General features: G+C 55.7%; 22 protein-coding genes. 12 read left to right on the forward strand and 10 right to left on the reverse strand.

Annotation, left to right across the window (positions count from 1 at the left end; all coding sequences use genetic code 11):
• Window positions 1-74: 74 nt before the first annotated feature.
• The 3 genes from dapE to rnr all read left to right on the forward strand — a co-directional run bounded on the left by dapE (window position 75) and on the right by rnr (window position 4,277).
• Window positions 75-1,220 (forward strand): succinyl-diaminopimelate desuccinylase, encoded by a 1,146-nt coding sequence (gene dapE, locus Q0802_RS08490; RefSeq protein ID WP_298916437.1) that lies wholly within the window; start codon window positions 75-77, stop codon window positions 1,218-1,220.
• A gap of 196 nt (window positions 1,221-1,416) precedes the next feature.
• Window positions 1,417-2,016, forward strand: coding sequence for a TIGR04282 family arsenosugar biosynthesis glycosyltransferase (locus Q0802_RS08495; RefSeq protein WP_298916440.1), 600 nt, complete (start codon window positions 1,417-1,419; stop codon window positions 2,014-2,016).
• A 5-nt stretch (window positions 2,017-2,021) separates the two neighbouring features.
• Window positions 2,022-4,277 (forward strand): ribonuclease R, encoded by a 2,256-nt coding sequence (rnr, locus tag Q0802_RS08500; RefSeq protein ID WP_298916444.1) that lies wholly within the window; start codon window positions 2,022-2,024, stop codon window positions 4,275-4,277.
• Here the strand turns inward: rnr and Q0802_RS08505 are convergent.
• Window positions 4,274-4,966, reverse strand: coding sequence for a glutathione S-transferase family protein (locus Q0802_RS08505; RefSeq protein WP_298916447.1), 693 nt, complete (start codon window positions 4,964-4,966; stop codon window positions 4,274-4,276). The two genes, rnr and Q0802_RS08505, sit on opposite strands and share 4 nt — an antisense overlap.
• A gap of 79 nt (window positions 4,967-5,045) precedes the next feature.
• On the opposite strand from Q0802_RS08505, the gene Q0802_RS08510 reads away from it, so the two are divergent.
• Both Q0802_RS08510 and Q0802_RS08515 read left to right on the forward strand, forming a co-directional pair.
• The gene (locus tag Q0802_RS08510; protein ID WP_298916449.1) at window positions 5,046-5,765 is read left to right on the forward strand and encodes a YafY family protein; all 720 of its coding nucleotides are present in this window, start codon (window positions 5,046-5,048) and stop codon (window positions 5,763-5,765) included.
• 114 nt (window positions 5,766-5,879) lie between these two features.
• Window positions 5,880-7,178, forward strand: coding sequence for a lytic murein transglycosylase (locus Q0802_RS08515; RefSeq protein WP_298916827.1), 1,299 nt, complete (start codon window positions 5,880-5,882; stop codon window positions 7,176-7,178).
• A 72-nt stretch (window positions 7,179-7,250) separates the two neighbouring features.
• Here the strand turns inward: Q0802_RS08515 and Q0802_RS08520 are convergent, their stop codons facing one another.
• From Q0802_RS08520 to Q0802_RS08550, 7 genes are all read right to left on the reverse strand, one after another.
• Complete coding sequence (locus tag Q0802_RS08520) at window positions 7,251-8,429, reverse strand: ABC transporter permease (RefSeq protein WP_298916452.1); 1,179 nt, start codon at window positions 8,427-8,429, stop codon at window positions 7,251-7,253.
• Between the two features lie 4 nt (window positions 8,430-8,433).
• Window positions 8,434-10,074, reverse strand: a complete 1,641-nt coding sequence (locus tag Q0802_RS08525; RefSeq protein WP_298916455.1) for an ABC transporter permease — start codon at window positions 10,072-10,074, stop codon at window positions 8,434-8,436.
• Window positions 10,075-10,362 (reverse strand): DUF1330 domain-containing protein, encoded by a 288-nt coding sequence (locus tag Q0802_RS08530; RefSeq protein WP_298916458.1) that lies wholly within the window; start codon window positions 10,360-10,362, stop codon window positions 10,075-10,077.
• Between the two features lie 71 nt (window positions 10,363-10,433).
• Window positions 10,434-11,540: an extracellular solute-binding protein gene (locus Q0802_RS08535; RefSeq protein WP_298916461.1), complete on the reverse strand. Its 1,107-nt coding sequence runs from the start codon at window positions 11,538-11,540 to the stop codon at window positions 10,434-10,436.
• A gap of 120 nt (window positions 11,541-11,660) precedes the next feature.
• Window positions 11,661-12,761: an ABC transporter ATP-binding protein gene (locus Q0802_RS08540; protein WP_298916464.1), complete on the reverse strand. Its 1,101-nt coding sequence runs from the start codon at window positions 12,759-12,761 to the stop codon at window positions 11,661-11,663.
• A 237-nt stretch (window positions 12,762-12,998) separates the two neighbouring features.
• The gene (locus Q0802_RS08545) at window positions 12,999-14,396 is read right to left on the reverse strand and encodes an aspartate aminotransferase family protein (protein WP_298916467.1); all 1,398 of its coding nucleotides are present in this window, start codon (window positions 14,394-14,396) and stop codon (window positions 12,999-13,001) included.
• 68 nt (window positions 14,397-14,464) lie between these two features.
• Window positions 14,465-15,169 (reverse strand): GntR family transcriptional regulator, encoded by a 705-nt coding sequence (locus Q0802_RS08550; RefSeq protein WP_298916470.1) that lies wholly within the window; start codon window positions 15,167-15,169, stop codon window positions 14,465-14,467.
• Window positions 15,170-15,322: 153 nt separating this feature from the next.
• Between Q0802_RS08550 and Q0802_RS08555 the strand changes: the two genes are divergently transcribed.
• The 5 genes from Q0802_RS08555 (at window position 15,323) to Q0802_RS08575 (ending at window position 20,655) form a co-directional block, all read left to right on the forward strand.
• Window positions 15,323-16,405, forward strand: a complete 1,083-nt coding sequence (locus Q0802_RS08555; RefSeq protein ID WP_298916473.1) for a polyamine ABC transporter substrate-binding protein — start codon at window positions 15,323-15,325, stop codon at window positions 16,403-16,405.
• Window positions 16,406-16,486: 81 nt separating this feature from the next.
• Complete coding sequence (locus tag Q0802_RS08560) at window positions 16,487-17,614, forward strand: ABC transporter ATP-binding protein (protein WP_298916476.1); 1,128 nt, start codon at window positions 16,487-16,489, stop codon at window positions 17,612-17,614.
• 28 nt (window positions 17,615-17,642) lie between these two features.
• Window positions 17,643-18,518 (forward strand): ABC transporter permease subunit, encoded by an 876-nt coding sequence (locus tag Q0802_RS08565; RefSeq protein WP_298916479.1) that lies wholly within the window; start codon window positions 17,643-17,645, stop codon window positions 18,516-18,518.
• Window positions 18,515-19,333: an ABC transporter permease subunit gene (locus tag Q0802_RS08570; RefSeq protein ID WP_298916482.1), complete on the forward strand. Its 819-nt coding sequence runs from the start codon at window positions 18,515-18,517 to the stop codon at window positions 19,331-19,333. The genes Q0802_RS08565 and Q0802_RS08570 overlap by 4 nt, the downstream gene beginning before the upstream one ends.
• Window positions 19,330-20,655, forward strand: a complete 1,326-nt coding sequence (locus Q0802_RS08575; RefSeq protein ID WP_298916485.1) for an FAD-binding oxidoreductase — start codon at window positions 19,330-19,332, stop codon at window positions 20,653-20,655. The genes Q0802_RS08570 and Q0802_RS08575 overlap by 4 nt, the downstream gene beginning before the upstream one ends.
• A 17-nt stretch (window positions 20,656-20,672) precedes the next feature.
• On the opposite strand, the gene Q0802_RS08580 is transcribed toward Q0802_RS08575, so the two are convergent.
• Together Q0802_RS08580 and Q0802_RS08585 are read right to left on the reverse strand one after the other, a co-directional pair.
• Window positions 20,673-21,335 carry a flagellar hook capping FlgD N-terminal domain-containing protein gene (locus Q0802_RS08580; protein ID WP_298916488.1) on the reverse strand — a complete coding sequence of 221 codons (663 nt, stop codon included), beginning with the start codon at window positions 21,333-21,335 and terminating at the stop codon, window positions 20,673-20,675.
• Between the two features lie 10 nt (window positions 21,336-21,345).
• The gene (locus Q0802_RS08585) at window positions 21,346-22,695 is read right to left on the reverse strand and encodes a flagellar hook-length control protein FliK (protein ID WP_298916491.1); all 1,350 of its coding nucleotides are present in this window, start codon (window positions 22,693-22,695) and stop codon (window positions 21,346-21,348) included.
• Window positions 22,696-22,825: 130 nt separating this feature from the next.
• Between Q0802_RS08585 and Q0802_RS08590 the strand changes: the two genes are divergently transcribed.
• Window positions 22,826-23,107: a rod-binding protein gene (locus Q0802_RS08590; RefSeq protein ID WP_298916494.1), complete on the forward strand. Its 282-nt coding sequence runs from the start codon at window positions 22,826-22,828 to the stop codon at window positions 23,105-23,107.
• On the forward strand, window positions 23,097-23,456 hold the full coding sequence (locus Q0802_RS08595; RefSeq protein ID WP_298916497.1) for a flagellar biosynthesis protein FlgN: 360 nt from the start codon (window positions 23,097-23,099) through the stop codon (window positions 23,454-23,456). Before Q0802_RS08590 ends, Q0802_RS08595 begins: the two co-directional genes overlap by 11 nt.
• The last annotated feature ends 30 nt before the right edge of the window (window positions 23,457-23,486 follow it).

The following is a 23,486-nucleotide window of genomic DNA, read 5'->3' on the forward strand; positions in this document are numbered from 1 at the left end:
ATGATCCTCTTGGCATTGCTGCGAATTAGTCACAAACCTGATACGCGATTTGAAAATTGTGAGGAGGTCGCCCCATGTCTGACACCGATCCTGTTGCGTTGACCGCTGCCCTCGTGCGCTGTGCCTCCGTTACCCCTGCCGACGACGGTGCGCTGGATATATTGCACGATCTGCTGAGCTCAGTCGGGTTCGATTGTGCTTGGGCGGATCGGGGCGGCATTCGCAATCTTTTTGCCCGGTGGGGCGAAAAAGCGCATCCCCGCACGTTTGGTTTCAACGGGCATACGGATGTTGTTCCTGTCGGCGACATTGACGCGTGGACCCACGCACCCTTTGGCGCCGAGATTGACGACGGTATCATGTTTGGGCGCGGTACGACGGACATGAAATCAGGTGTCGCGGCATTTGCGGCGGCAGCTGTGGATTACGTCAGGACGACGCCTCCCGACGGGGCGATCATTCTGGCAATTACCGGTGACGAAGAAGGTGAGGCGCTCGATGGCACGACCGCCCTGTTGGCACATATGGAGGCGGTGGGCGAACGCATGACCGCGTGCCTCGTCGGCGAGCCGACCTGTCCGGACAAGATGGGCGAAATGATGAAGATCGGTCGCCGTGGATCGATGACCGCCTGGGTGAAAGTCATCGGCAAACAGGGCCATTCTGCCTATCCTCACAGGGCGCTCAATCCGCTGCCCGCGATGATGCGATTGATGGACCGGTTTGCCAGTCACGAACTCGACGCCGGCACGGATCATTTTGACCCTTCGACATTGGCGGTTGTTACCGTCGACACCGGGAATACCGCGACCAATGTGATCCCCGCAGAATGCAGCGCAGCAATCAACATTCGGTTCAATGATCTACATAGCGGTGCCTCGCTCAGCCGCTGGATCAGTGACGAGATCGCCCAAATAGAGACTGAATTTGGCGTGGCAACCGATCTGACGATCAAGATTTCCGGTGAGAGTTTCCTGACCCCACCGGGACCTCTCTCGGAACTTGTCGCGGTTGCGGTGACGTCCGAAACCGGTGAGACACCGACCCTGTCAACTTCCGGCGGAACGTCGGACGCAAGGTTCATTAAGGACCATTGTGCCGTTGTGGAGTTCGGTCTCGTTGGCCAGTCCATGCATCAAGTCGACGAGCACGTTGAGGTTGCTCATATCCACCAACTCAAATCCATCTACGCACGTATCCTCACGGATTACTTTGTATGAGTTTACGACGCGAGTGCATGGCTGGCGTTCCAAACAGCGCTACGTCACGCCGCGCAATCGCCATCGAAGCACAAGATAGTCTGGCGCCCGGCGCATTGGACGGGGTCTGGTGCTACCAATTGCACAGTGTGGGTGGTTCCCGGTCTAGCGCTTGCGATGAAATCGGAATTTCTCGCCGAGGCATGGGAATATTTTCGTGAGACGGACGCTTGTCGTTATGTTGAAAGAACCGCGTCCGGGCCGCGTAAAAACACGTCTGGGGCGTGATATTGGCATGGTGCCTGCCGCCTGGTGGTTTCGGCATCAGACGCGCGCGCTGCTGCGGCGGCTGCGGGACCCGCGATGGCAAATTCTACTGGCGGTAAGCCCTGACAGGGAGGGCCTGAAAAGCCGTGTTTGGCCCGGTTATCTGCCGCGTGTTCCCCAAGGACGTGGCAATCTTGGTGACCGGATGGCCCGCGCCTTTCAGCTACCCGTCAAAGGGCCGGTGTGCATCATTGGTGCGGATATTCCTGGTATTCATCGACATCACATCATGCATGCGTTCAAAACACTTGGGCAATCTGATGCGGTTTTTGGACCAGCACCTGACGGAGGATACTGGCTGATCGGCTTGAAAAGGACGCGGCCTATCCCGCCGGACTTATTCGTAAATGTGCGTTGGTCAAGCGAGCATGCGCTTGCAGATACTTTGGGCACAATGCCGGACGCCCGCGTTGCCTATATCGAAAAATTACGTGATGTGGACACCGCGCACGATTTGCGCATGACGGCACCTAAAGCGCGTGCTACCTGAGGTTTATGAACCGCATCCCCACGAAATCGGAAATTCTTGATTGGATCAGCGAAAACCCAACGCTGACGGCCAAACGCGATATCGCGAAGGCCTTTGGCATCAAGGGTGCTGCGCGCATTGATCTCAAACGTGTGCTGAAAGAATTGGAAGCCGACGGCCATCTGGAAAAGCGTAAGCGCAGCTATCAGGACCCTGACAGATTGCCGCCAGTGAGTGTCTTGCAGGTAACGGAACAGGACGCGGACGGCGATCTTTTTGCAAAGCCGATGGAATGGCATGGCGAAGGTGTCGAACCGGTTGTGCTGGTTGTGCCGCGCGCTTCTGACCCCGCATTGGGGGCCGGTGACCGGATCCTCGCGCGTTTGACGCTCGTCAAGGCGGATGATCATAACTATCAGGCGCGCCTTATCCGGCGAATTGGTGCCAATCCGAAACATATCCTCGGTGTCTTTCGAAAAACCGCAGAAGGCGGGCGCATCCTGCCGGTTGACAAAGGATCCGACAAAGAATGGCATGTCCCGGCTGATGCGACCCATGGCGCAAAAGATGGCGAGTTGGTGGAAGCAGAGCTCGCCGGTCCCAAGGTGCGCATGGGCCTGCCGCGGGCGCGTATCGTATCGCGTCTGGGCGATCCCTCTGCGGCAAAAGCGGTCTCCCTGATCGCCATTCATCAGCATGGCATACCGGACAGCTTCCCGGATGAGGCGATTGCGCAGGCAGACCAGGCCAAGCCCGTCGACCTGAAGGGCCGCGAAGATTTGCGGGATCTGCCATTGATCACCATCGACCCGGCGGACGCACGCGATCATGATGATGCGTGTTACGCACATGCGGATGATGATCCGGACAATAAGGGTGGGCATATCATCTGGGTCGCCATTGCCGATGTCGCGGCCTACGTGACGCCGGGGTCAGCCCTTGACCGGGAAGCGCGGAAACGCGGCAATTCCACCTACTTCCCGGACCGCGTTGTACCGATGCTGCCAGACCGCCTGTCGGGTGATCTTTGTTCGTTGCACGACGGGGTGCCGCGTGCCTGCATCGCTGTGCGCATGCAGTTGGACGCTGATGGCAACAAACTGTCCCATTCCTTTCACCGCGGCCTAATGCGGTCACCGGCGTCGCTGCATTACGAAGAAGTGCAGCAAGCCATGGATGGATCGCCCAATGAGCGGTGCGGGCCCCTGTTAGAGCCTGTTATCCGGCCGCTTTATGCCGCCTACCGGGCACTGGTCGCCGCTAGGGAACGGCGCCAGCCCCTTGACCTGGATTTACCGGAGCGGCGCATTGAGCTGGATGAAGACGGCAAGGTTGTTTCGGTTAATTTCAAGGAAAGGCTGGATGCGCATCGTCTGATCGAAGAGTTTATGGTTTTGGCCAATGTCGCAGCGGCAGAAACGCTGATCGCCAAGAAAATCCCGCTATTGTTTCGGGTGCACGAAGAACCGAGCCCTGAGAAGCTCGATGCCCTGCGGGAAACGGCGCGCGCCAGCGGCTACAATCTCGCAAAAGGTCAGGTGTTGAAAACCGCGCATCTCAACCGGCTGTTGAAGGATGCGGCGGGATCAGACGATGCCGAATTGATCAATATGTCGACCTTGCGTTCGATGACGCAAGCTTACTATGCGCCGCAGAATTTCGGGCATTTCGGGTTGGCGTTGGCGCGCTATGCGCATTTTACCTCTCCCATTCGGCGCTATGCGGACCTTATCGTCCATCGTGCGTTGATCGCGGCACATGGATGGGGCAAGGACGGGCTTCGCCCCGAAGATTACGACGCGCTTGAAGCGGCAGGCCAGCATATTTCCGATACCGAACGCCGGTCGATGATTGCAGAGCGTGACACAATTGACCGCTATATGGCCGCCTATCTGAGCGAACGTATTGGAAATGAATTTACAGGTCGGATCAGCGGCATTGCCCGCTTTGGTGTTTTTGTGAAGCTCGATGAAACAGGGGCTGATGGGTTGATTCCGATGCGCTCAATCGGACGCGAATATTTTCATTACGATGCCGAGGCAAATACTTTGATGGGCTCGGATACGGGTCGGATCATCAGTTTGGGTCAACGGGCTACCGTGCGCCTGGCTGAGGCGGCACCCGTGACGGGGGGCATCGCCTTGGAGCTGCTGGCGCTCGAAGGCGACGCCATACCGCAGGGTCGTAGATCGCCCGCCGGACGTGCGCCCCGACGCCGAAGCGTCAAGGCCAAGCGTAAAGCGGACAAGACCAAACGCAAGGTCAAGCGCAGCCGTCGTTAGTCGAGCATTTCCTCAATCCGCTCGATATAGGCCATCAGCACCGCATTTTCCTCGACACGATTTGATAGCAGCGTGTGGCCGGGGCTTGCGACGGCCGCGCTTAACATTGGTCCGACCGAAGCGTCCGCCGCCGTCGGCCTGTCGCCAAAGAGAAAGCGGTTTTGCCAAAGCCGGGTCGAAATCGCCTCCAAATCGGGCTCTAATCGGGCCAATCTCTGGGCCTCGGTCAACCTGCCAAGCCCTTGTGCATGCATGCCCTTCAGAACTTCCTTGCGGATTTTGCCAGAAATGAGGCCCCGCAGAATCTTTGGAACCGACCCGAAATAGGTGTCTCTGATCTGAGGCCAAAGCGCGTCATTTGCCCAGCGGTCAAGGAGGATATGAAAGTAGATATGCTCTTCGGCCATTCGGATAAATGCGCGCGATGTGGCTTTGTCGATTTCAGACAGGCCTTCGTCAAATGTGGCTCCTTTTGATTCCAGATAAGCACGGATCATATCGCTGTCGGCAATCAACTGATCGTCGGCCCGGATCACGGGCAATTTCTTGTGCGGCATCATGCGCGGGTCGAGCGTATCTTCACGCCGCCATGGCAGACCGGAGACCTTCAAAAAGTAAGCTGCCTTGGTACAGAAAGGGCTGCCGGAGAATTGTCCGAAGGCAGGCGGATAGGTCAGCAAAGTAATCATGTCGTGCTCCTTTTGTTCTGATGCAAAGTTATCTCTCTATCCTGTCAATTTATGTCAGGAGATGTGATAAGATGATCTCATGAGCCGCACTCACCGCCTGTTCCAAATGATGCAAACCCTGCGACGCTTGCCGCCGCCCGTCACGGCCACGCAATTGGCTGATGAAATGCACATGTCCGAACGTACGATCTATCGCGATATTGACGCGTTGCGCAGCATGGGTGCCGTCATCGATGGGGAGGCTGGTTTCGGGTATACCCTCATTGAGGACGCCACTTTGCCGCCCCTTGGCTTCGAAGATGACGAACTTGAAGCGCTGGTCCTGGGCCTTCGGGATGTTGCGGTGATCGGCGACCCGGCGCTGGCCAAAGCGGCCAGATCCGCACTTGCGAAGATCAAGGCCAGAGTGCCGCCAAGACAGGCCCACCGGTTGCAACATGCCGTGCTGGATGCTCACCGATTCACCCGCCCGCCAGAGATAGAGATCGATGTGGCCGCCCTGCGATCTGCCACCTGGGATGAAGTCAGCGTGAAATTTGACTATACCGATGGGCAAGGGGCCAAGACCGTACGGCAGGTCGATCCGCTGGGTTTGGTCTATCTTGACAAGACCAACGTGCTGATGGCGTGGTGCCATTTACGCAAGGATTTCAGAACCTTCCGCCTTGATCGGATGCGTGATCTGCAACGCACTGACAACAGCTTCCGCCCAAGACGGGTGCCGATGTTGCGCGAGCATCTTGACATAATACGGTGCTACATTGATGCGTCGGCAATTGATCGCAGAACCTCTGATTGAATTCTTTTGAATTTGCCCAACTCGCGCTACACTGTTCTTAATAACAAAAAAGCAGCAGTAGGGCATATCATGCGGTGGAAGACGTTTGGCATAGTTGCTGTGGCAACTGGTTTGATGAGCATTCAGGCAAGTGCGTTTGGGTCGGCGCAAACACTACGGCCCGTATTGAGGCCGGCGCAGGACATAACGCCAGGGCTTAGCAAAATCGCCCTTCAAAATCAGGCGCTAAGGCCGAAACTACGACCCTCTGATTTGGCGGCTGTACCAGTTCCCGTTGTGACCAAAACGGCTTCTGATCCTGGATTCGCCCGCTGGATCAGTGGATTTGAACGGCGCGCACGGGCGCATGGCATTCGCGCGGATGTGCTACGCGCCGCTTTCAAAGGCGTGCGATATGATCCTGACGTCGTTCGACGGGACAGGAATCAGTCGGAATTCACCAAGACGATTTGGGAGTATCTCGATAGCGCCGCATCTGACACCCGTATTCGTAACGGCAAGGCGGCGTTGCGCAAACATAACCGCAAACTTGACGCCATCGAGAAACGCTACGGTGTCGAAAAAGAAGTCGTTGTGGCGGTTTGGGGCTTGGAAAGCGCCTATGGAGAATACCGTGGCAGCAACGACATTGTGCAATCTCTCGCAACGCTTGCCTATGACGGGCGGCGCGGAAAGTTTTTTGAACAACAACTGATCGCCGCGCTGAAGATCATTCAGAATGGCGACACCAGCCCGCGCAATATGACCGGCAGCTGGGCCGGGGCCATGGGGCACACGCAGTTCATTCCCACGTCCTATCTGGCCTATGCGGTGGATTTTACCGGTGACGGCAAGCGTGACATCTGGTCGGATGATCCTTCCGATGCGTTGGCGTCGACTGCCGCTTATCTCGCGCGGTTTGGGTGGGTCAAAGGGCAACCCTGGGGCGTTGAGGTGCAACTGCCGCGCGGGTTCAATTACGCCCAGGCGAACCGGAAAACGACCAAATCACCCGGCCAATGGGCCCGTTTGGGCGTTGTGGGCGTAAACGGGCGCGCCGTGCCGAACTATGGCAATGCTTCCATTCTGCTGCCAGCAGGCGGGCAGGGTGCCGCCTTCATGATATTCAAGAATTTCAGTGTGATCGAGCGCTATAATACGGCGGATGCCTATGTGATCGGCGTTGGGCATTTGAGCGACCGGATCAAGGGCGGCCCTGCGATCAAGGCAAGCTGGCCCAGAGGTGACCGGGCGCTGACCTTTTCGGAACGCAAAGAGATGCAGCAACGTCTGACGCGGGCGGGGTTCAGCACGCAGGGTGTGGACGGCAAGATCGGTCCCAAAACAATCGAAGCCGTCCGCGCGTATCAGCGCAGCAAGGGGCTGGCACCGGACGGGTATGCGTCGCTGAGTTTGCTGAAACGCCTTCGCTGAATGTCTCGGCCGCACGCCCCGAACGAATGCGGCCGAGATATCTAGCGGAATCACGAGTTTGAAGCGGAGCGCTTAGCCGGGTGACATACCGCGCAAGCGTTCCGACCTGCGTCGCAGCATCTCCACCACGGTCAGCAGCGCAATCGAAACGATCACAAGAATGGTGGCAACAGCGAGGATCGTAGGGCTGATCTGTTCGCGCAACCCGGTGAACATCTGCCATGGCAGCGTTTTCTGACCGGCAGAGCCCACAAAGAGCACAACAACCACTTCGTCAAAGCTGGTGATGAAGGCAAAAAGCCCACCCGAAATCACGCCGGGCAGGATCAACGGCATTTGCACCCGAAAGAAGGTGGTCACCGGCCCTGCCCCCATGTTCGCGGCAGCCCGCGTCAGGGAGTTGTCAAAGCCCACCAGAGTTGCGGTGACAGTGATGATGACAAAGGGAATGCCCAAAGCAGCATGCGCCAACACGACGCCGATGTATGTCCCTTGCAGACCAATGCGGCTGTAGAAGAAATACATTCCCGCCGCAGAGATGATCAAAGGTACGATCATCGGTGAGATCAGAATGGCCATGATGGCGCGGCGGAAAGGCACATGCGGTTGGCTCAGACCAATGGCGGCAAGCGTTCCAAAGCTGACCGAAAGAAGCGTTGCCATGGGGGCAATCTTGACCGAGTTGGCCAGTGCGTTCTGCCAGTCTGAATTGGTGAAGAAGTCTTCGTAGTGCTTCAGCGAATATCCTGCCGGGTCAAACCGCAGCATCTCCGGTGTGAAAGTAAAGAAATCTTCGGCATTGAAGCTCAGCGGCATCACCACAAGGATGGGCGTGATCAGAAAGATCAGAATCGCGCCGCAAATGACTCGGAAGCTGTAGTGCCACAACACTTGTTCGGGCGTGAGATAGGGTGCCACATAGGCACGGTATCGCCCTTCATAGAGCCAGAAACTGAACCAGCCGAAGAACCAGCCAAAGAGCCCGCCAATGATGCCCGCCGCGATGCCCCCCATGGCGAACCCGGCGATCGCCAGGACCGCAACCAGCGCCCAGCGAGATGGTTTTTCCAATTTAACCACCTGCGTCATGACATATGCCAGAGCGCTCATCAGCAAGGCGCCGATGATGATACCGAGAAATGAGCTGCCCTGCGCTGTGCCCACAAAGAGACCGGCAACAGCACCTGCGGCAGCGACAACCGGCACGTAGAACGACACTGGCGTTCGGGAAATGGGTGTGAGTGCAGCCATTGTCCTAGCCCCCCAGCTTCACGTTATCAATGCCGACGATCCGGTCGTAGGCCCAATAGAGACCCAGCACCACAGCCAGCAAAATGGCTCCCAATGCGGCCGCCAGACCCCAGTTCAGAGAACTTGAGATGTGATAGGCGATCCGGTTGGAAATGAACGTTCCCGTCGTGCCACCAACCAGTTCGGGTGTGATGTAGTAGCCAATCGACAGGATGAAAACGAGGATGGACCCCGCGCCAATGCCCGGCACCGATTGCGGGAAATAGACCCGCCAGAAGGCGGTCCAGTTCGTCGCCCCCAGTGATTTTGCAGCGCGCAGGTAGCTCGGCGGGATCGTTTTCATGACCGAATAAAGGGGCAATATCATGAACGGCAACAGAATATGCGTCATCGCAATGATTGTGCCGGTCTGATTATTGATGAGTGCCAGTCGGCTGTCATCAGCAACAACGCCAAGCCATACCAGCGTGTCGTTGATGACACCCTGCTGTTGCAGCATGACCTTCCACGCGGAGGTGCGCACCAGCAGCGATGTCCAAAACGGCAGGAGCACCAGGATCATCAACAGGTTGGCCGTTCGGGCGGGCAGGTTCGCCAGAATCCAACCGACCGGGTAGCCGAGCAGAATGCAACTGCCGGTGATGACCAGTGACATGAACAATGTCCGAATGAAGAGCTTGATGTAGAGCTGCTCATTCTCCGGGCGCATCTCCGCGCCATCGGGAGATTTTTTCATGTCGACCGCATTGAGGAAGTACCCGGAGGTGAATTCGGGGCTGTAGGTCTGGATTGTCTGCCAAACCTCGACATCATGCCAATCCTTGTCGACCTCCTCAAAGGCGGCAGCGTAGTCGACGGTTTCGAATTCGGTGGCAGCACCCATTGCCGCCAGCAATTCAGCCGACCCCGGACCGCTATAGCCCGAGACATCGGCGCCCGCAGAAATATCATTGTAAAGCGCGGAATAGATCAGCGCCCACGGATCCTGCTTGGCGAGGTTTTTCTGATCTTCATTCTGAACGAAATCAGCGTACGTTTGGAATGCTTCGGAGGTTTCGGGAAGCAGCCCGCTGATCGCCTCATTCAGTTCAAAAGGAGGCTGTTTGTCGCCGGATTTCGGGTCCCAGGCATTTTGAGCCTGCAACCAGTCCTCGGACCCCATCAGGGCATTCCAGTTTTCACCGTCTTTCCAGAATTTGTCAAAGTCTTCAAACTGATCCTGGTAGACCTCGCCCATGTCCTCGATCTTGCGACCGGATTTGCGGAAAAGTGACGACACTCCCGTCAGTTCGTAATTCAGCCGAGAACCGAGACGCGTATGTAGTTTTCGCTCTTTCGCGACAAACATGTCCTTGTAGAGCGCTTCAAATGTTTCGGGCGACGGAATTTCGCCGCTATCCCCATCCCATTCAGCCAACACGGCGGTCGTGCGCGGCAACGTCTCTGAGACGATCTGGTTTTCGATAGATCGAAAAAGCATGTCGGCGATCGGGGCGATGAAGGTCACCAATACAAAGATCAAAAGCGGTGCGATCAGTCCCAGAGCCCGCAGCTTTTGGCGGCGCAGCGCTCTGTTCAAGCTCGATTTCAATGTCGTCCCGTCGGCAGCCATCATCGGGCCGGTGTGTTCAGCTGTGTCCGTCATCTATGCGCCCTCTACGACAATGATGGTGCTTTGAGCATTACGGCGGCGGATCTCGGCGACCTCCTGATATTCAGGGTCATTGTAAGCGGCGAGCGCCTGCGCGTAAGAGGGGAATTCGATGACAACATGCCGGTCATGGCTTTCACCTTCGACAACCTGCGATTGTCCGCCCCGGATCACGAAGCTGCCGCCAAGGTTTTTGAGAATTGGCGTGTCCCTGACCACATATTCCTTGTAGGCGTCCGGGTTTGTCACAGTGACGTGCGCAATGATGTAACCTTTGGGCATGATGCGTCCCTTGTCATTTTGGGGAAGAGGGCCGCGTAGCCCTCTTCGATAGTATCAGCCCCTAATCGGGTTTATTGAGCCAGCCAGGCCTGGAATTTCGCGTCGATGTCGTCGCGATAATCTGCCCAGAACTCGTAGTTATAAAGGAACGTGTTCTTGGCGTTGTCGGGATCTGTCGGCATATGGGGCGCCATGTCGATACCCAGATCAGCGTGCTGACCAACCAATGGAGCGGACGACGCGCGTGCCGGGCCATAGCTGATGTATTTGGCCTGATCCGCAAGACGTTGGGTGTCTGTGGCGAAGTAGATATAATCCAGGGCGCGTGCTTTGCGCTCGTCGCTCAAACCGGCGGGAATAATCCAACCGTCCAGATCAAACACCTGCGCATCCCAAAGCATCGCAACAGGTTGCTTCTGCTCTTCGATCACAGAGAAAAGACGGCCATTGTAGGTGGAACCCATGACAACTTCGCCATCGGCGAGCAGCTGAGGTGTGTCCGCACCGGCAGACCACCAGACAACATCGTCCTTGATGGTGGCGAGCTTATCGAGCGCTTGTTGCTGACCCTCGGCAGTCTCCAATACGTCGTAGACTTCGTCTTTTGGAACACCGTCGCAGATCAGCGCCCATTCCATGTTGTTGATCGGGCGCTTTTCAAGCGACCGCTTGCCCGGATAGGTTTCGGTGTCGAAGACAGCGCAAACAGATGTTGGTGGCGTGTCACCAACCATATCGGTCCGGTATCCGAAAGTTGTGGAATACACGATCTGTGGGATGAAGCAGTCGGACACCAGCAAATCACCGAAATCATCCTCGGCAGAAGTGCCATCGGGTGCGGCGGCAAGGTGCTCGTCAGGGTCGATCTCCATTGCGAGACCTTCATCGCAGAGGCGGATCGCGTCGGCTGCAACCACATCAACGACGTCCCATGTCACATTGCCCGCTTCGTTCATGGCCCGCAGTTTGGCCACCGCCTCAGCAGAGGATTCGTCGTTGATAATTTCGACACCGGTCTTTTCAGCGTAGGGGTTGTGGTACGCTTGCTGTTGCGAGTTCGAGTAAGCGCCACCCCAGCTGACAATTGTCATCTCCGATGCCATGTGGCCATCGGCGACGGCCATGCCAGCCGCAACTGTCAGTGCGGTGGATGCCAAAAGCGTCTTGGTCAGTTTCATTCATAATCTCCCAATTATGTGCCCGTTTTGGTTTTGAGACCTGCGGCAACGGGCTTGGCCACAGCCTCACTTTTGATCGTGCCTCTGGTTGGACGCACGACAGGTCGTGCGCATCGGAAGCTAAGCGTCCAATGCGCGACAATCTTGCGGCAGCCAACCAATCTCGATCTGCTGGCCGGGCGTTAGTCGTTCCACATCCGGAGCGTTGCGTGTCTTGATGATGAAATCATCGGTACCTGCAACGCGGAGCCGTGTGCGGAAGATGTCGCCCATGTAGACGAACTCGAGCACTTCGGCCTTCAGCGTATGGGCGTCTTCGCTCAGACGGTCCTTGTTATATTCGACCCGCTCCGGCCGGATGGAAACGCGGGTTCTCTCACCTGCTGTCGACACATTCACGGGTTTGGCATCAATGACCTCGCCGCCATCGAGTTCAACCAAGGCCACACCGTTCGTGATTTCCTTGACCACACCTTCAAGCGTGTTGTTCTCGCCGATGAACTGGGCCACGAAGCTATTTTCGGGTTCCTCATACAGCTTGTCTGGTGGCGCCAGTTGCTGAATCCGTCCATCGTCGAAAACGGCGACCCGGTCTGACATGGTCAGGGCCTCGGTCTGATCGTGGGTTACATAGACCACGGTGATACCGAGATCATGAGCAAGCTTGGTGATCTCAAACTGCAAGGTCTCGCGAAGTTGCTTGTCGAGCGCGCCCAAGGGTTCATCCATCAAAACCAGCTCTGGTTCGAACACCAGGGCGCGGGCAAGGGCGATCCGCTGTTGCTGCCCTCCGGAAAGCTGCGTCGGTCTGCGCCCGGCAAAAGCGCCCATCTGAACCATGTCGAGGGCCCGCTTGATCTTGGCTTCTCGGTCCGATTTCCCCATTTTGCGGACTTCCAGCGGGAACGAGAGGTTCTCGGCAACCGTCATATGGGGAAACAGCGCGTAGTTTTGGAAAACCATCCCGATGCCGCGTTTGTGCGGCGGGATGTTGTTGATGGAGACACCGTCCAACCGAATGTCGCCGTGGGTGGCTGTCTCAAACCCTGCCAGCATCATCAGGCAGGTGGTTTTTCCTGACCCCGAAGGCCCCAGCATGGTCAGAAATTCGCCTTTGGGCATGGCGAGGTTCAAGTCTTTAACGACGAGATTCTCGCCATCATAACTTTTCTGAACACGCTCGAACTCAACGAACGCGTCGACGTTTGAAGTATCGGCCAAAAGAGGCTCCCCGTTTTTTCCGGCGGTTTTCCGCGCTGATTGCTGCGAAGCTAACACGATTGCGCCTGCAAAACGCAAGCAGTTAACAATGCGCTGGGCTTATTTCGCCCGATTCAAGGCGGAAAACCTGTGCTTGGGAAGAAAATTGGCCCGATTGGCGGTACAAACGGAGCTGACGGGCCAATTGATCCGCCAATGAGCGCTCCGTTGCTCTATCTGTACATCGAAGAAGGTCGTTTAGGACGCTGCTTTTAGCAGGCCTTCCTCTTTGGCCAACGCATAGGTTTCATCCAGCGCCTTGCGGGCGCGGGCCATGAAAACTTCTATATCTGCTTGGCCGATGATCAAGGGCGGTGAGATAATCATGCGGTCCCCGACATGACGCATGACGAGATTGTTGGCAAAGCACCGTTCGCGGCACATGTAACCGATTGTTCCGGGAGCCCCGGCAAACTTGGCCCGACTTTCCTTGTGGGGGGTCAGAGGCAGGGATGCCATCATACCTTTGATCGAGACAGTGCCGACAAGCGGATGATCGGCGAGCTCTTCGAGACCAGCCATAAGAGCAGGTGCGCCGACATTGCGGACATGATCAAGCACCGATTCTTCCTGCAGGATGCGCAGATTTTCCAAGGCAACGGCAGCGGCGACCGGATGACCGGAGTAAGTGTAGCCGTGATTGAACTCCGTCGCACCGATGACCTCGGCCACCTCGTCGCTAACGATGGATCCGCCGATGGGTTGGTACCCTGAGCTCAATCCCTTGGCGATTGTCATGATATCAGGGCGTAACCCCATTGTCTGGCTGCCAAACCAATTACCAGTCCGGCCGAACCCGCAAATCACCTCGTCGGCGATCAGCAGGATTTCATACTTGTCGCAGATGCGTTGTATCTCGGGCCAATAGGTTTCCGGTGGAACCACGACGCCTCCGGCGCCCTGGATTGGTTCCGCGATAAAGGCGGCCACGGTGTCTTCGCCCAATTCCAGAATCTTCGTTTCGAGTTCCTGGGCGCGGGCAAGTCCAAAGTCAGCGGGCGCCATTTCACCACCTTCGGCCCACCAATCGGGCTGATTGATGTGATGAATGCCGGGGATGGGCATTCCACCCTGGGCGTGCATGTAGCTCATGCCACCAAGTGATCCTGATCCGACAGAGGAGCCGTGATAGGCGTTTTTGCGGCTGATGATGTTGGTTTTGGTGGATTTGCCCTTTTCAGACCAATAGGTGCGCACCATTCGGATGTTGGTGTCGTTTGCCTCTGATCCCGATCCTGCGAAAAAGACATGGTTCAGACCCTCCGGCGCTAGCTTTGCGATTTCCTGCGCCAAAGCGATTGCCGGTACATGTGTGGTCATGAAAAACGTGTTGTAATAGGGCAGTTCCATCATTTGGCGGGCTGCAACCTCGGCCATCTCGGGCCGACCATACCCAATATTGACACACCACAGACCGGCCATCCCATCCAGGATCTGGTTGCCCTCGCTATCTGTCAGATAGACGCCATTGGCCCGGGTGATCACGCGCGCACCTTTTGCGGCCAACTCATCGTTGGTGGTGAAAGGATGCATGTGATGCGCTGCATCCAGCGCTTGCAGTTCGGCGGTTGGCATATGGTTGGTGATGGCGGACATGGGACACCTGCGAGTTGGAAAATACGAGACGAGGCTCTTCGATCAGAATATGATCAAATTATTTGGTGTCAATCGAATCGATTGATGTCGCCATCTGAATCGAGTGCAGCACGAATCTGGCGCATGCCTTGATGCACATCTTCAGCCATGGCAGCCGCCACACCCTCTGCGTCGCGCCTGCTCAGCGCCTCTAAAAGATCTGCGTGTTTGTCGGGCAGGTTCTGTGTTCCGTACCGCCCGCAGACCACACGCAGGGAAGGTCCAAATCGCAACCACAGCCGATCAACGGTCTCATACAGGATCGGTGCTTTGGCGCTGGCATAGAGCGCTGCATGAAAGCGGTAGTTCCGGGTCAGATAAGCAGGAATATCACCTTTAGAAATAGCCGAATTGAGCGCGTCATCTTCCGTTTTCAGGGCCGCCAAAAGTAGGTCATCAGCGCGAAGAGTGGCCAAACGGGCCAACTCCGGTTCAAGGGATTGTCTCATGAAATCAAGTTGTTCAATGCAATTCCCGGTCAACTCCGGCACAATGACCCGACGGTTCCCCATCATTTTTAATGCGCCATCGGTCGTGAGTCGTCGAATAGCTTCGCGCACTGGCGTCATACCAGCGCCGAGTTCTTCGACCAGCCCCTGGATCGTGACGGCCTGCCCAGGTGCAAGATCTCCGAACAGGATGCGTGTGCGGAGTTTCTCATAAACATGCTGATGCGCAGGTTGCTTGGCGCCAGGTAACGGGGCGTGTGATGCCTGATTTCTGAGCAATTGCATAGGCCGTCTTTCGTCTTCGAAAGTGATACAAGGCACATGCCTTGCACAGGTTGAGTTCGCATGAAAGCATAAAGCATCTTGCCGAATTAGGCAAAACTTGATCAAATTCATCCGAACCGGGATGAACCCGGTCGGTATCAACGGGAGTATGATATGAACAAGCTCATGACGAGCAGCGCCCTACTGGCGCTTTGCACGACAACGGCACTGGCTGAGGAAGTGCGCGTCTACAACTGGTCCGACTACATTGACGAAGCGCTTTTGGAGAAGTTTGAATCCGAAACCGGGATTGACCTGATTTACGATGTTTTTGACAGCAACGAGGTTTTGGAAACAAAAATGCTGGCGGGCGGATCTGGTTATGACGTGGTTGTGCCGTCAGGCACGTTTCTGCAACGCCAGATCGCTGCGGGCGCGTTCCAGAAACTGGATGCGTCAAAGCTCCCGAACCTCAGCAACATGTGGGAGACCGTGGAAACGCGGACCGCACAATACGATCCGGACAACGCTTATTCGATCAACTACATGTGGGGCACTACCGGGATCGGTGCCAATGTGAACAAGGTTCAGGAATTGCTGGGGGCTGATGCACCAATTGGCTCGCTGAACCTGCTGTTCGATCCTGCGAGCATGGAAAAACTGTCGGAGTGCGGCGTGCATTTTCTTGATGCTCCGTCAGAAATGATCCCCGCTGCTTTGAAATACATCGGCGAAGACCCCGACAGTCACGATCCCGATGTCATCGCCAAGGCCGAACCCGTATTGGCGGCAATTCGTCCTTATGTGCAGAAGTTCCATAGCTCTGAATACATCAACGCCTTGGCCAACGGTGATATCTGCGTGGCATTCGGGTGGTCCGGAGATATTCTGCAGGCGCGTGATCGTGCGGCAGAAGCCGACAATGGCGTGGAAATCGTTTACAATGCTCCTTCAGAGGGGGCTTTGATGTGGTTTGACCAAATGGCTATCCCTGTAGATGCGCCGAACCCCGAAGCCGCCCATGTCTTCTTGAACTTTATTATGGACGCGCAAAACATGGCGGATGCGTCCAACTATGTTTATTACGCGAACGGCAATGAGGCGTCGCAACCGATGCTGGCGGAGGATGTGATCGGCGACCCGGCGATTTACCCTGACGAGGCGACATTGGCCAATCTTTACACGACGACGCCATACCCCGCGAAAGTGCAGCGGACAGTCACCCGCCTCTGGACCAAGATCAAATCCGGTACCTGATCGGAACATCAGAACGGGCGGAGCCATCATGCTCCGCCCTTTTTGCATCAGCCCGGCATCCGGGTAAAAGAAGGACCTGACGTGACCCAAGCCGTCTTTGCCCCCTGGGACGACCCTTCCCAAAAACCGATTATCCGTTTCAACCGAGTGACCAAGCGTTTTGGCGAATTCACCGCGATCGACGACCTGACGCTGGATATTTTCGAGCAGGAATTCTTTGCGCTTCTTGGCCCATCCGGCTGTGGCAAGACAACGATGATGCGGATGCTGGCCGGGTTTGAAACGCCAACCGATGGAACGATTGAATTGGCGGGTCAGGACATTGCGCCAGTCCCGCCGAACAAGCGGGCCGTGAACATGATGTTCCAGTCTTACGCGCTTTTCCCCCATTTGAGTGTCTATGAGAATATCGCGTTTGGTTTGCGCCGGGGGGACATGCCGAAACACGATATTGATGACCGTGTCGCAGAGATGCTCAAACTCACGCGATTGGAAAAGTTTGCCCGTCGCAAACCGCATCAGATCTCCGGTGGACAGCGGCAGCGCGTCGCCCTCGCGCGCAGTCTGGCGAAGGCCCCGAAGCTGCTGTTGCTCGACGAACCACTCGGGGCGCTGGATGCCAAGCTCAGGCAGGCAACGCAGTTCGAGCTTATGGACATCCAGGAAAAGACGGGCACAACCTTTGTGATCGTCACTCATGATCAGGAAGAAGCGATGACTGTGGCCAGCCGGGTTGCGGTCATGGACGAGGGGCGTGTCATTCAGGTCGCGACTCCAGAACGCATTTATGAAGCCCCGAATTCTGTTTATGTCGCTGATTTCATTGGGGATGTGAACATTATTGAAGGTACCGCCAAGGCGTCTGGTGAAGGACGGTTTGATGTCGTTTGGGATGCTGACAAGGAGCCTTTCACGGCAGCGTCGGAACTGCCGCTTTCTGATGGGCAGACCTGTCATCTGGCGATACGTCCTGAAAAAGTGACCATCAGCGCCGAACGACCCGCTGATGCTGTGAATGCCGTCGAAGGCAAAGTGCTTGACATCGCGTATTTGGGCAATCTGTCAACTTATCACGTCGAATTGCCGGGCGGGCAGATCATCAAGGCGCAAACCGCGAATACTCGGCGTGTTTCGCGACGCGGGTTCACGTGGGAAGACCCGGTTTGGATTTCCTGGACAGCCACCGCCGCAGTCTTGCTGGAACAATGAATATGCTTCGCGACAGAGAGGCCTCATAATGCAGAGATTTGCCTTGATCGCGGTGCCCTATGTTTGGCTGCTGGCCTTGTTCCTGGTGCCCTTCATCATCGTTTTCAAGATTTCGCTATCGGATATCGCGCTCTCCATTCCGCCCTATACACCGACCTTGGAAGATGGATTTGGTCCGTTCTTTGCGGCATTGGATTTCGAGAACTTCGCGTTCCTGGCGTCGGACGATCTCTACTGGCGCGCCTACGCAAGTTCGCTCCGCATCGCTGCGATCTCGACCTTTCTGACATTACTGGTCGGCTATCCGATTGCCTATGCCATGGCACGGGCACCGGAGGAATGGCGACCAACCCTGATGATGCTGGTTATTTTGCCGTTCTGGACGTCTTTCCTGATCCGGGTCTATGCTTGGATGGGCATCCTGAGCCAAGAGGGGTTTCTCAACCAGTTCCTTCTCTGGACGGGCATAATCTCTGACCCTTTGATGATCCTCAACACCAATACGGCCGTCTACATCGGGATCATCTACACCTACGTGCCCTTCATGATCCTGCCGATCTTTTCAGCACTGGATCGATTGGATGGCTCTCTGATCGAAGCGGCCGAGGATTTGGGATGCTCGCGGTTGCAGGCGTTTTGGCTTGTGACCATCCCGCTGTCAAAGAATGGCATCATTGCTGGCAGCTTTCTCGTGTTTATCCCCGCACTCGGAGAATTTGTGATCCCGTCTTTGCTGGGTGGTTCCGGCACGTTGATGATCGGCAAGGTCCTCTGGGAGGAGTTCTTCAACAACCGTGACTGGCCGGTCGCCAGCGCCGTGGCCGTGATCCTGCTGCTGATCCTGATCATCCCAATCATTCTTTTTCAGCGAAACCAACAACGCCAGGCGGAGGAAGAGGCATGAACAGGCTGAGTTGGTTCAATGTCACCTCGCTGACACTTGGTTTCGCCTTTCTCTATCTGCCGATGGTCATTCTCGTCATCTACTCGTTCAATGAGAGCAAACTGGTGACGGTTTGGGCTGGGTTCTCCACCAAATGGTACGGAGAGCTTTTGCAAAACGAGGCGTTTCTGGATGCCGCCTGGGTCACGATCAAGGTGGCAGTCCTTTCTTCTACCTTCGCGACCGTTCTGGGGACAATGGCAGCCTATGTGTTGGTGCGCGGTGGCCGTTTTCTGGGGCGTACGGTCTTTTCAGGCATGATTTATGCTCCGCTGGTTATGCCAGAGGTGATCACGGGTTTGTCTTTGTTGCTACTTTTCATCGGGATTGGCCTCGACAGAGACGTGCTGACGATCGTTCTGGCACATACCACATTCTCGATGTGCTATGTCTCGGTCGTTGTTTCTTCTCGGTTGATGACCTTCGACCGTTCGTTGGAAGAGGCGGCACTCGATCTTGGCTGCTCCAGCTTTGACGCCTTCCGATTGGTCACTTTGCCGATCATAGCGCCCGCCGTCATCTCGGGCTGGCTACTTGCCTTTACGCTCAGTCTAGATGATCTGGTGATCGCCTCATTTACCGCAGGCCCCTCTGCGACAACGTTGCCCATCAAGATATTCTCCGCTGTGAGGTTGGGTGTGTCGCCCGAGATCAATGCACTGTCGACGATCATGATTGGCATTGTCACCGTTGGGGTAATTTCGGCCTCACTGGTATCAAAGCGCAATAGTCTGCGTCAGCAGCGGGAAGAACAGGCAGCGGCCCGGGCGGCATGAACCGCATTTTCCCCGAGTACACTTATGGCGCAGGACCGAGAGAGACATGCTGGTGGGACCAGACGTGTACCTTTCCGGATCGAGGCGCGCTGCTTGGTGAGTACCGCGCAGATGTTGCGATTATCGGCGCTGGTTTTACCGGCCTTTCCGCCGCTTTGCACCTCGCGCGCAACGGTTTGAGAGTTGCCGTTCTGGAGGCAAATTTTCCCGGATGGGGCGCGTCCGGGCGCAACGGCGGATTTTGCTGTCTCGGTGGTGGCAAAATCGATGATGCGGCACTCGACAAAAAATTTGGCCAGTCTGAGCGCTTGGCCTACCGGAGCGCCGAAAAGGCTGCTGTGGCGTTGGTCTCGGATTTAATCGATGAATTCAATTGGAACGTTGATCGTCACTCCAACGGAGAGACTGTGCTGGCGCATAAACCAAAACATATGGATTCACTGAAGATTGACGCTGCCACCGTTGAAGAAAACTATGGTGTTTCGCCAAAAGTAATTGAAAAAGAGGCGCTTGGTGAGGCCGGGTTGGCGGGTCCGTTTTTCGGTGCGGTCACCAATCCGATTGGTTTTGCGTTGAACCCTGCCAAGTATCTGACAGGCTTGAGCAACGCGGCCGAGCGTTTCGGAGCGTTGATATTCCACAACAGCCCCGTCCACACATTGTCAAAAGCCGCATCTCAGTGGCGGCTTGCTTCGGTAAACGGAGATGTCCTCGCAGAGCAGGTGATCGTAGCTACGAACGGTTATTCATCAGAAAACCTGCCCGATTGGTTGGCTGGACGGTATATGCCGGGGCAATCGACTGTCCTTGTCACCAGACCGCTCACGATTGACGAGATCTCGGCACAAGGTTGGCATTCTGAACAAATGAGTTACGACACGCGCAATCTCCTACATTATTTTCGATTGATGCCTGACCGTCGGTTTCTTTTTGGTATGCGGGGCGGCTTGCTATCAGGATCTCATGCAGAAGCGCGTGCACGCCGTAAGGTGCGACGCGATTTCGAAAAGATGTTTCCGGCTTGGGCCGGTGTTGCCTCACATCACAGTTGGTCTGGCATGGTTTCTCTTGCGCGCAACCGATTGCCATTCGTTGGGGAGCTTCCAGACCAGCCCGGCATTTGGGCTGGTATGTGCTATCATGGCAATGGCGTGGCAATGAGTACGTTTTCAGGTAAACTTTTGGCCGAGTTGATCCTCGGGAAAACCCCTGAAAACTACCCTCTCGCGATGCGCCGACATCTTACCAGATTTCCTTTTGGCCGGTACCGCCGGGTCATCATGCCACCAGTTTACGCTGGCCTGATGGTGTCCGATCTATAGCTAACAGGACCGTTGGATTAGACTGGATCGCGCAGTGCTGCGATATCGTTTGAGGTCACAGTGGAGCCGCCCTGCAGAACAAAGACTGTTTCAGTCCCCTGCCTGCGTGCTTCAGTGATGCGGGTGTAAGTCTCCGCTGCCGTCGTGCCAATTGTTTTGCCAACTGCGCGACTTTCCACCGCGAAACTGTACATGCCGGAGTCAAAAACCGACCCATCGTCTTTGGTTCCAGTCCATTCAACCGGTGCTGTACCCGTTGTTATCTGACGACGTTGTACTTCTTCGCCATTTGCATTGTAAGCAATCAAATATGCTTCATCGGCCCCGGTTTCAGAACGCGCTATGATCGTGACGGGTGCACCGTCAAACGCAATAGGCGCGGTTGTTCTGGCTTCCATGCCGATCCATCCCGCCATTTGCGCGATATTGCTGGCGCCAAGTTGATTGCCCAGTGCCTCAAGTAGATCATTTGAGAGAACCTGCTGTTCGACCATCGAGAATTGCGCGAGCTGAGCGGCGTATTCTGATGAATCAATTGGCTCCAAAGGATCCTGATAGCGCGCCTGCGCGGTCAGCATCTGCAGGAACGTTTCAAAATCGGATGAGAGAATCGCAGCCGCTGGAGCCGATGAAGCCGCAGCCGCCGCTGATTGTGTCGCTGGAGAATTTGTCACTTCCATTTGCCGCTCCTTAAAGTCGCATGTCCACGCCAGAAGTTGCCACCAACGTGGTCGGTGCAACGTTCATTTCTTCTTCGCCGGCGCTATTCGAGTGGTTCGAACCAAATTCCGTGCTGTCACCCTTCGAACTTTCGCCACTTTGCCCTTCATTGAATGCGAAACCGATATTTTCGTAGCCAAGATTTTGGAATTCACGGGCCAATTGATCGATGTTGCGGCGCATCAGGTCCAGAGTTTCGGGTCGTTCCGCGAGAACGCTCACGGTTATACCTCCCTCGGCGACTGAAATGCTCAAACGCACGCGACCCAGCTCTTCGGGATTGAGAGATAGTTCAACGGGCCTGTCGGGCAACCGCTGCAGAAACTCCGCCATTTGCCGACCAATCATGGCTGGCGTTTCGGGACGTGAGAGCGCTTGCGCCAGAGCGGCAGGTGATGATCCGCGCGCGTCCCAGAGCGCAGGAGAGTCAAGATCAGCAGCAGGTGCCGTCAGTTCCAACCCGGACAAATCAGCCTGGGCGGAGATTTGCGTCGTTGATTGAGCGACTGGAATTGGCGTCGTACTCACACTTGAGAGCGGATTTTTAGCGTTGGGTTTAGGTTGCGATGCCTCACCCGTTGGCGCGACCCTCGGCTCTTCATCACCCTTTAGCCGTAGTTCAGACTTCGGTTTTGAGATGCTTTCGGTCTTCGCCATTAGGTTCGCGCCAGGTGCTGCCTGCTGCGGTTGCTGTGTTGTCGATACTGCGGCCAGGGTGGTTTTTGTCTGGCCACTTTCCGCGCTTGGTGCAGCGGTTTCAGAAAGTTTTACGGCGGTTTGCTGGTCGAGGCCTTTGGCAGCCTGTTTTTCACCAGTTACTGCATTCGCCGCACCTGCGTTTGCAGAGTTCACCAAGGGTTTTGCGTCAGCTGGTTTGCTTAAGGATTGCTCACTCAACCCAGATTCTCTTGGTGCAGCAACGGTTCCCTCAGATGTTTTCACATCCTTCACCTGTTGCGCGAAAGCCGCTTCCAACGTGTCTGTTCCTGGTTTCTTTTCCGGCGTTTGAGATGGGCTCTTGTCTGCAGGCTGCGCGGCAGCGGCCAGATCATTCTCAGTTTTTTCCAAGTCACCAAATCCGGGATTTGGCAAATCGTCGCCGGTTTCCGCCGTTTCCTCGTTGTTTGCCTTCGCTTCGTTCGAAGCGTTCTTGTCCGGATCGTTCACCTCTTCGGAAGCCGTACTGGCTTCGTTAACGGATTCATCCGCATAGGCCGTCTCAAAATCGGAATCAGATTGGCCACTATTCTTGGGCGTTGTCGCCGCTTTTGCGGCATTCGACGTCTCAGCTCTATCCGCCTTCGGCGTCGGTTGTAACATAGGAATGTCTAGCACAGGCCTCTCCGGGAGTTCTTCCACGTTTCAGGTGCCTTATGACCGATGATAGTTACTGCATCTTTACCGATTTCGCGCATGTTCTGAAAAAATAGATGCAATTGGAGACACCCATATGGCTGCCGTTACGCCCATCGCACCTTCTTCAATGCCTGTGTCGACTCGAGATCAGGCATTGCGTGAAGCCGCGGAGAAACTTGAAGCGAGTTTTCTTGCAGAAATGTTGAAATCCGCGGGGTTAGGCAAGACCAGCGATCATTTCGGTGGCGGCTCTGGAGAAGATCAGTTCGGGTCTTTTCTGGTTCAGGAACAAGCCATGCAAATGGTGAAGGCCGGTGGAATCGGCCTAACCGAATCACTATTTCAAGCCCTGAAGGAGAAACAGGATGAAGCATGAAGTTTTCGACGAAGTTATTGAGGCATTGGACGATGTCTTGGACGCTGAGCGTTCTGCCTTGCTGAATGGCAACATCGATGAAGTTGGTCGATTGCTGGAAAGAAAAGAGGCGCTCATCGAAGAGTTGGCGCAGCTTGAAGAAGGCTCCGCAGAGTCACTGCAAGAGCTGAATTCCAAAATCAAACGCAACCAGGCGCTCCTCGATCACGCACTTGAAGGTATTCGCTCTGTCTCACGCCGGCTTGCCGCATTGCGCCGCGTACGTAGCTCCCTTGATACATACGACGAACATGGCACGCGCAAAACCATCGATATGTCGTCCGATGGGGTTTTGGAAAAGAGAGCCTGACTTCGCATTTGTATAAAAACAGAACAACTG

This window comes from uncultured Roseobacter sp., assembly GCF_947495275.1.
Classification (GTDB): Bacteria; Pseudomonadota; Alphaproteobacteria; order Rhodobacterales; family Rhodobacteraceae; genus Roseobacter.

Coding starts and splice junctions, on each gene's coding strand:
- dapE (WP_298916437.1), top strand. CDS start 75: ATGTCTGACACCGATCCTGTTGCGTTGACCGCTGCCCTCGTGCGCTGT.
- rnr (WP_298916444.1), top strand. CDS start 2,022: ATGAACCGCATCCCCACGAAATCGGAAATTCTTGATTGGATCAGCGAA.
- Q0802_RS08505 (WP_298916447.1), bottom strand. CDS start 4,966: ATGATTACTTTGCTGACCTATCCGCCTGCCTTCGGACAATTCTCCGGC.
- Q0802_RS08510 (WP_298916449.1), top strand. CDS start 5,046: ATGAGCCGCACTCACCGCCTGTTCCAAATGATGCAAACCCTGCGACGC.
- Q0802_RS08515 (WP_298916827.1), top strand. CDS start 5,880: ATGAGCATTCAGGCAAGTGCGTTTGGGTCGGCGCAAACACTACGGCCC.
- Q0802_RS08520 (WP_298916452.1), bottom strand. CDS start 8,429: ATGGCTGCACTCACACCCATTTCCCGAACGCCAGTGTCGTTCTACGTG.
- Q0802_RS08525 (WP_298916455.1), bottom strand. CDS start 10,074: ATGACGGACACAGCTGAACACACCGGCCCGATGATGGCTGCCGACGGG.
- Q0802_RS08530 (WP_298916458.1), bottom strand. CDS start 10,362: ATGCCCAAAGGTTACATCATTGCGCACGTCACTGTGACAAACCCGGAC.
- Q0802_RS08535 (WP_298916461.1), bottom strand. CDS start 11,540: ATGAAACTGACCAAGACGCTTTTGGCATCCACCGCACTGACAGTTGCG.
- Q0802_RS08545 (WP_298916467.1), bottom strand. CDS start 14,396: ATGTCCGCCATCACCAACCATATGCCAACCGCCGAACTGCAAGCGCTG.
- Q0802_RS08550 (WP_298916470.1), bottom strand. CDS start 15,169: ATGCAATTGCTCAGAAATCAGGCATCACACGCCCCGTTACCTGGCGCC.
- Q0802_RS08555 (WP_298916473.1), top strand. CDS start 15,323: ATGAACAAGCTCATGACGAGCAGCGCCCTACTGGCGCTTTGCACGACA.
- Q0802_RS08565 (WP_298916479.1), top strand. CDS start 17,643: ATGCAGAGATTTGCCTTGATCGCGGTGCCCTATGTTTGGCTGCTGGCC.
- Q0802_RS08570 (WP_298916482.1), top strand. CDS start 18,515: ATGAACAGGCTGAGTTGGTTCAATGTCACCTCGCTGACACTTGGTTTC.
- Q0802_RS08575 (WP_298916485.1), top strand. CDS start 19,330: ATGAACCGCATTTTCCCCGAGTACACTTATGGCGCAGGACCGAGAGAG.
- Q0802_RS08580 (WP_298916488.1), bottom strand. CDS start 21,335: ATGGAAGTGACAAATTCTCCAGCGACACAATCAGCGGCGGCTGCGGCT.
- Q0802_RS08585 (WP_298916491.1), bottom strand. CDS start 22,695: ATGTTACAACCGACGCCGAAGGCGGATAGAGCTGAGACGTCGAATGCC.
- Q0802_RS08590 (WP_298916494.1), top strand. CDS start 22,826: ATGGCTGCCGTTACGCCCATCGCACCTTCTTCAATGCCTGTGTCGACT.
- Q0802_RS08595 (WP_298916497.1), top strand. CDS start 23,097: ATGAAGCATGAAGTTTTCGACGAAGTTATTGAGGCATTGGACGATGTC.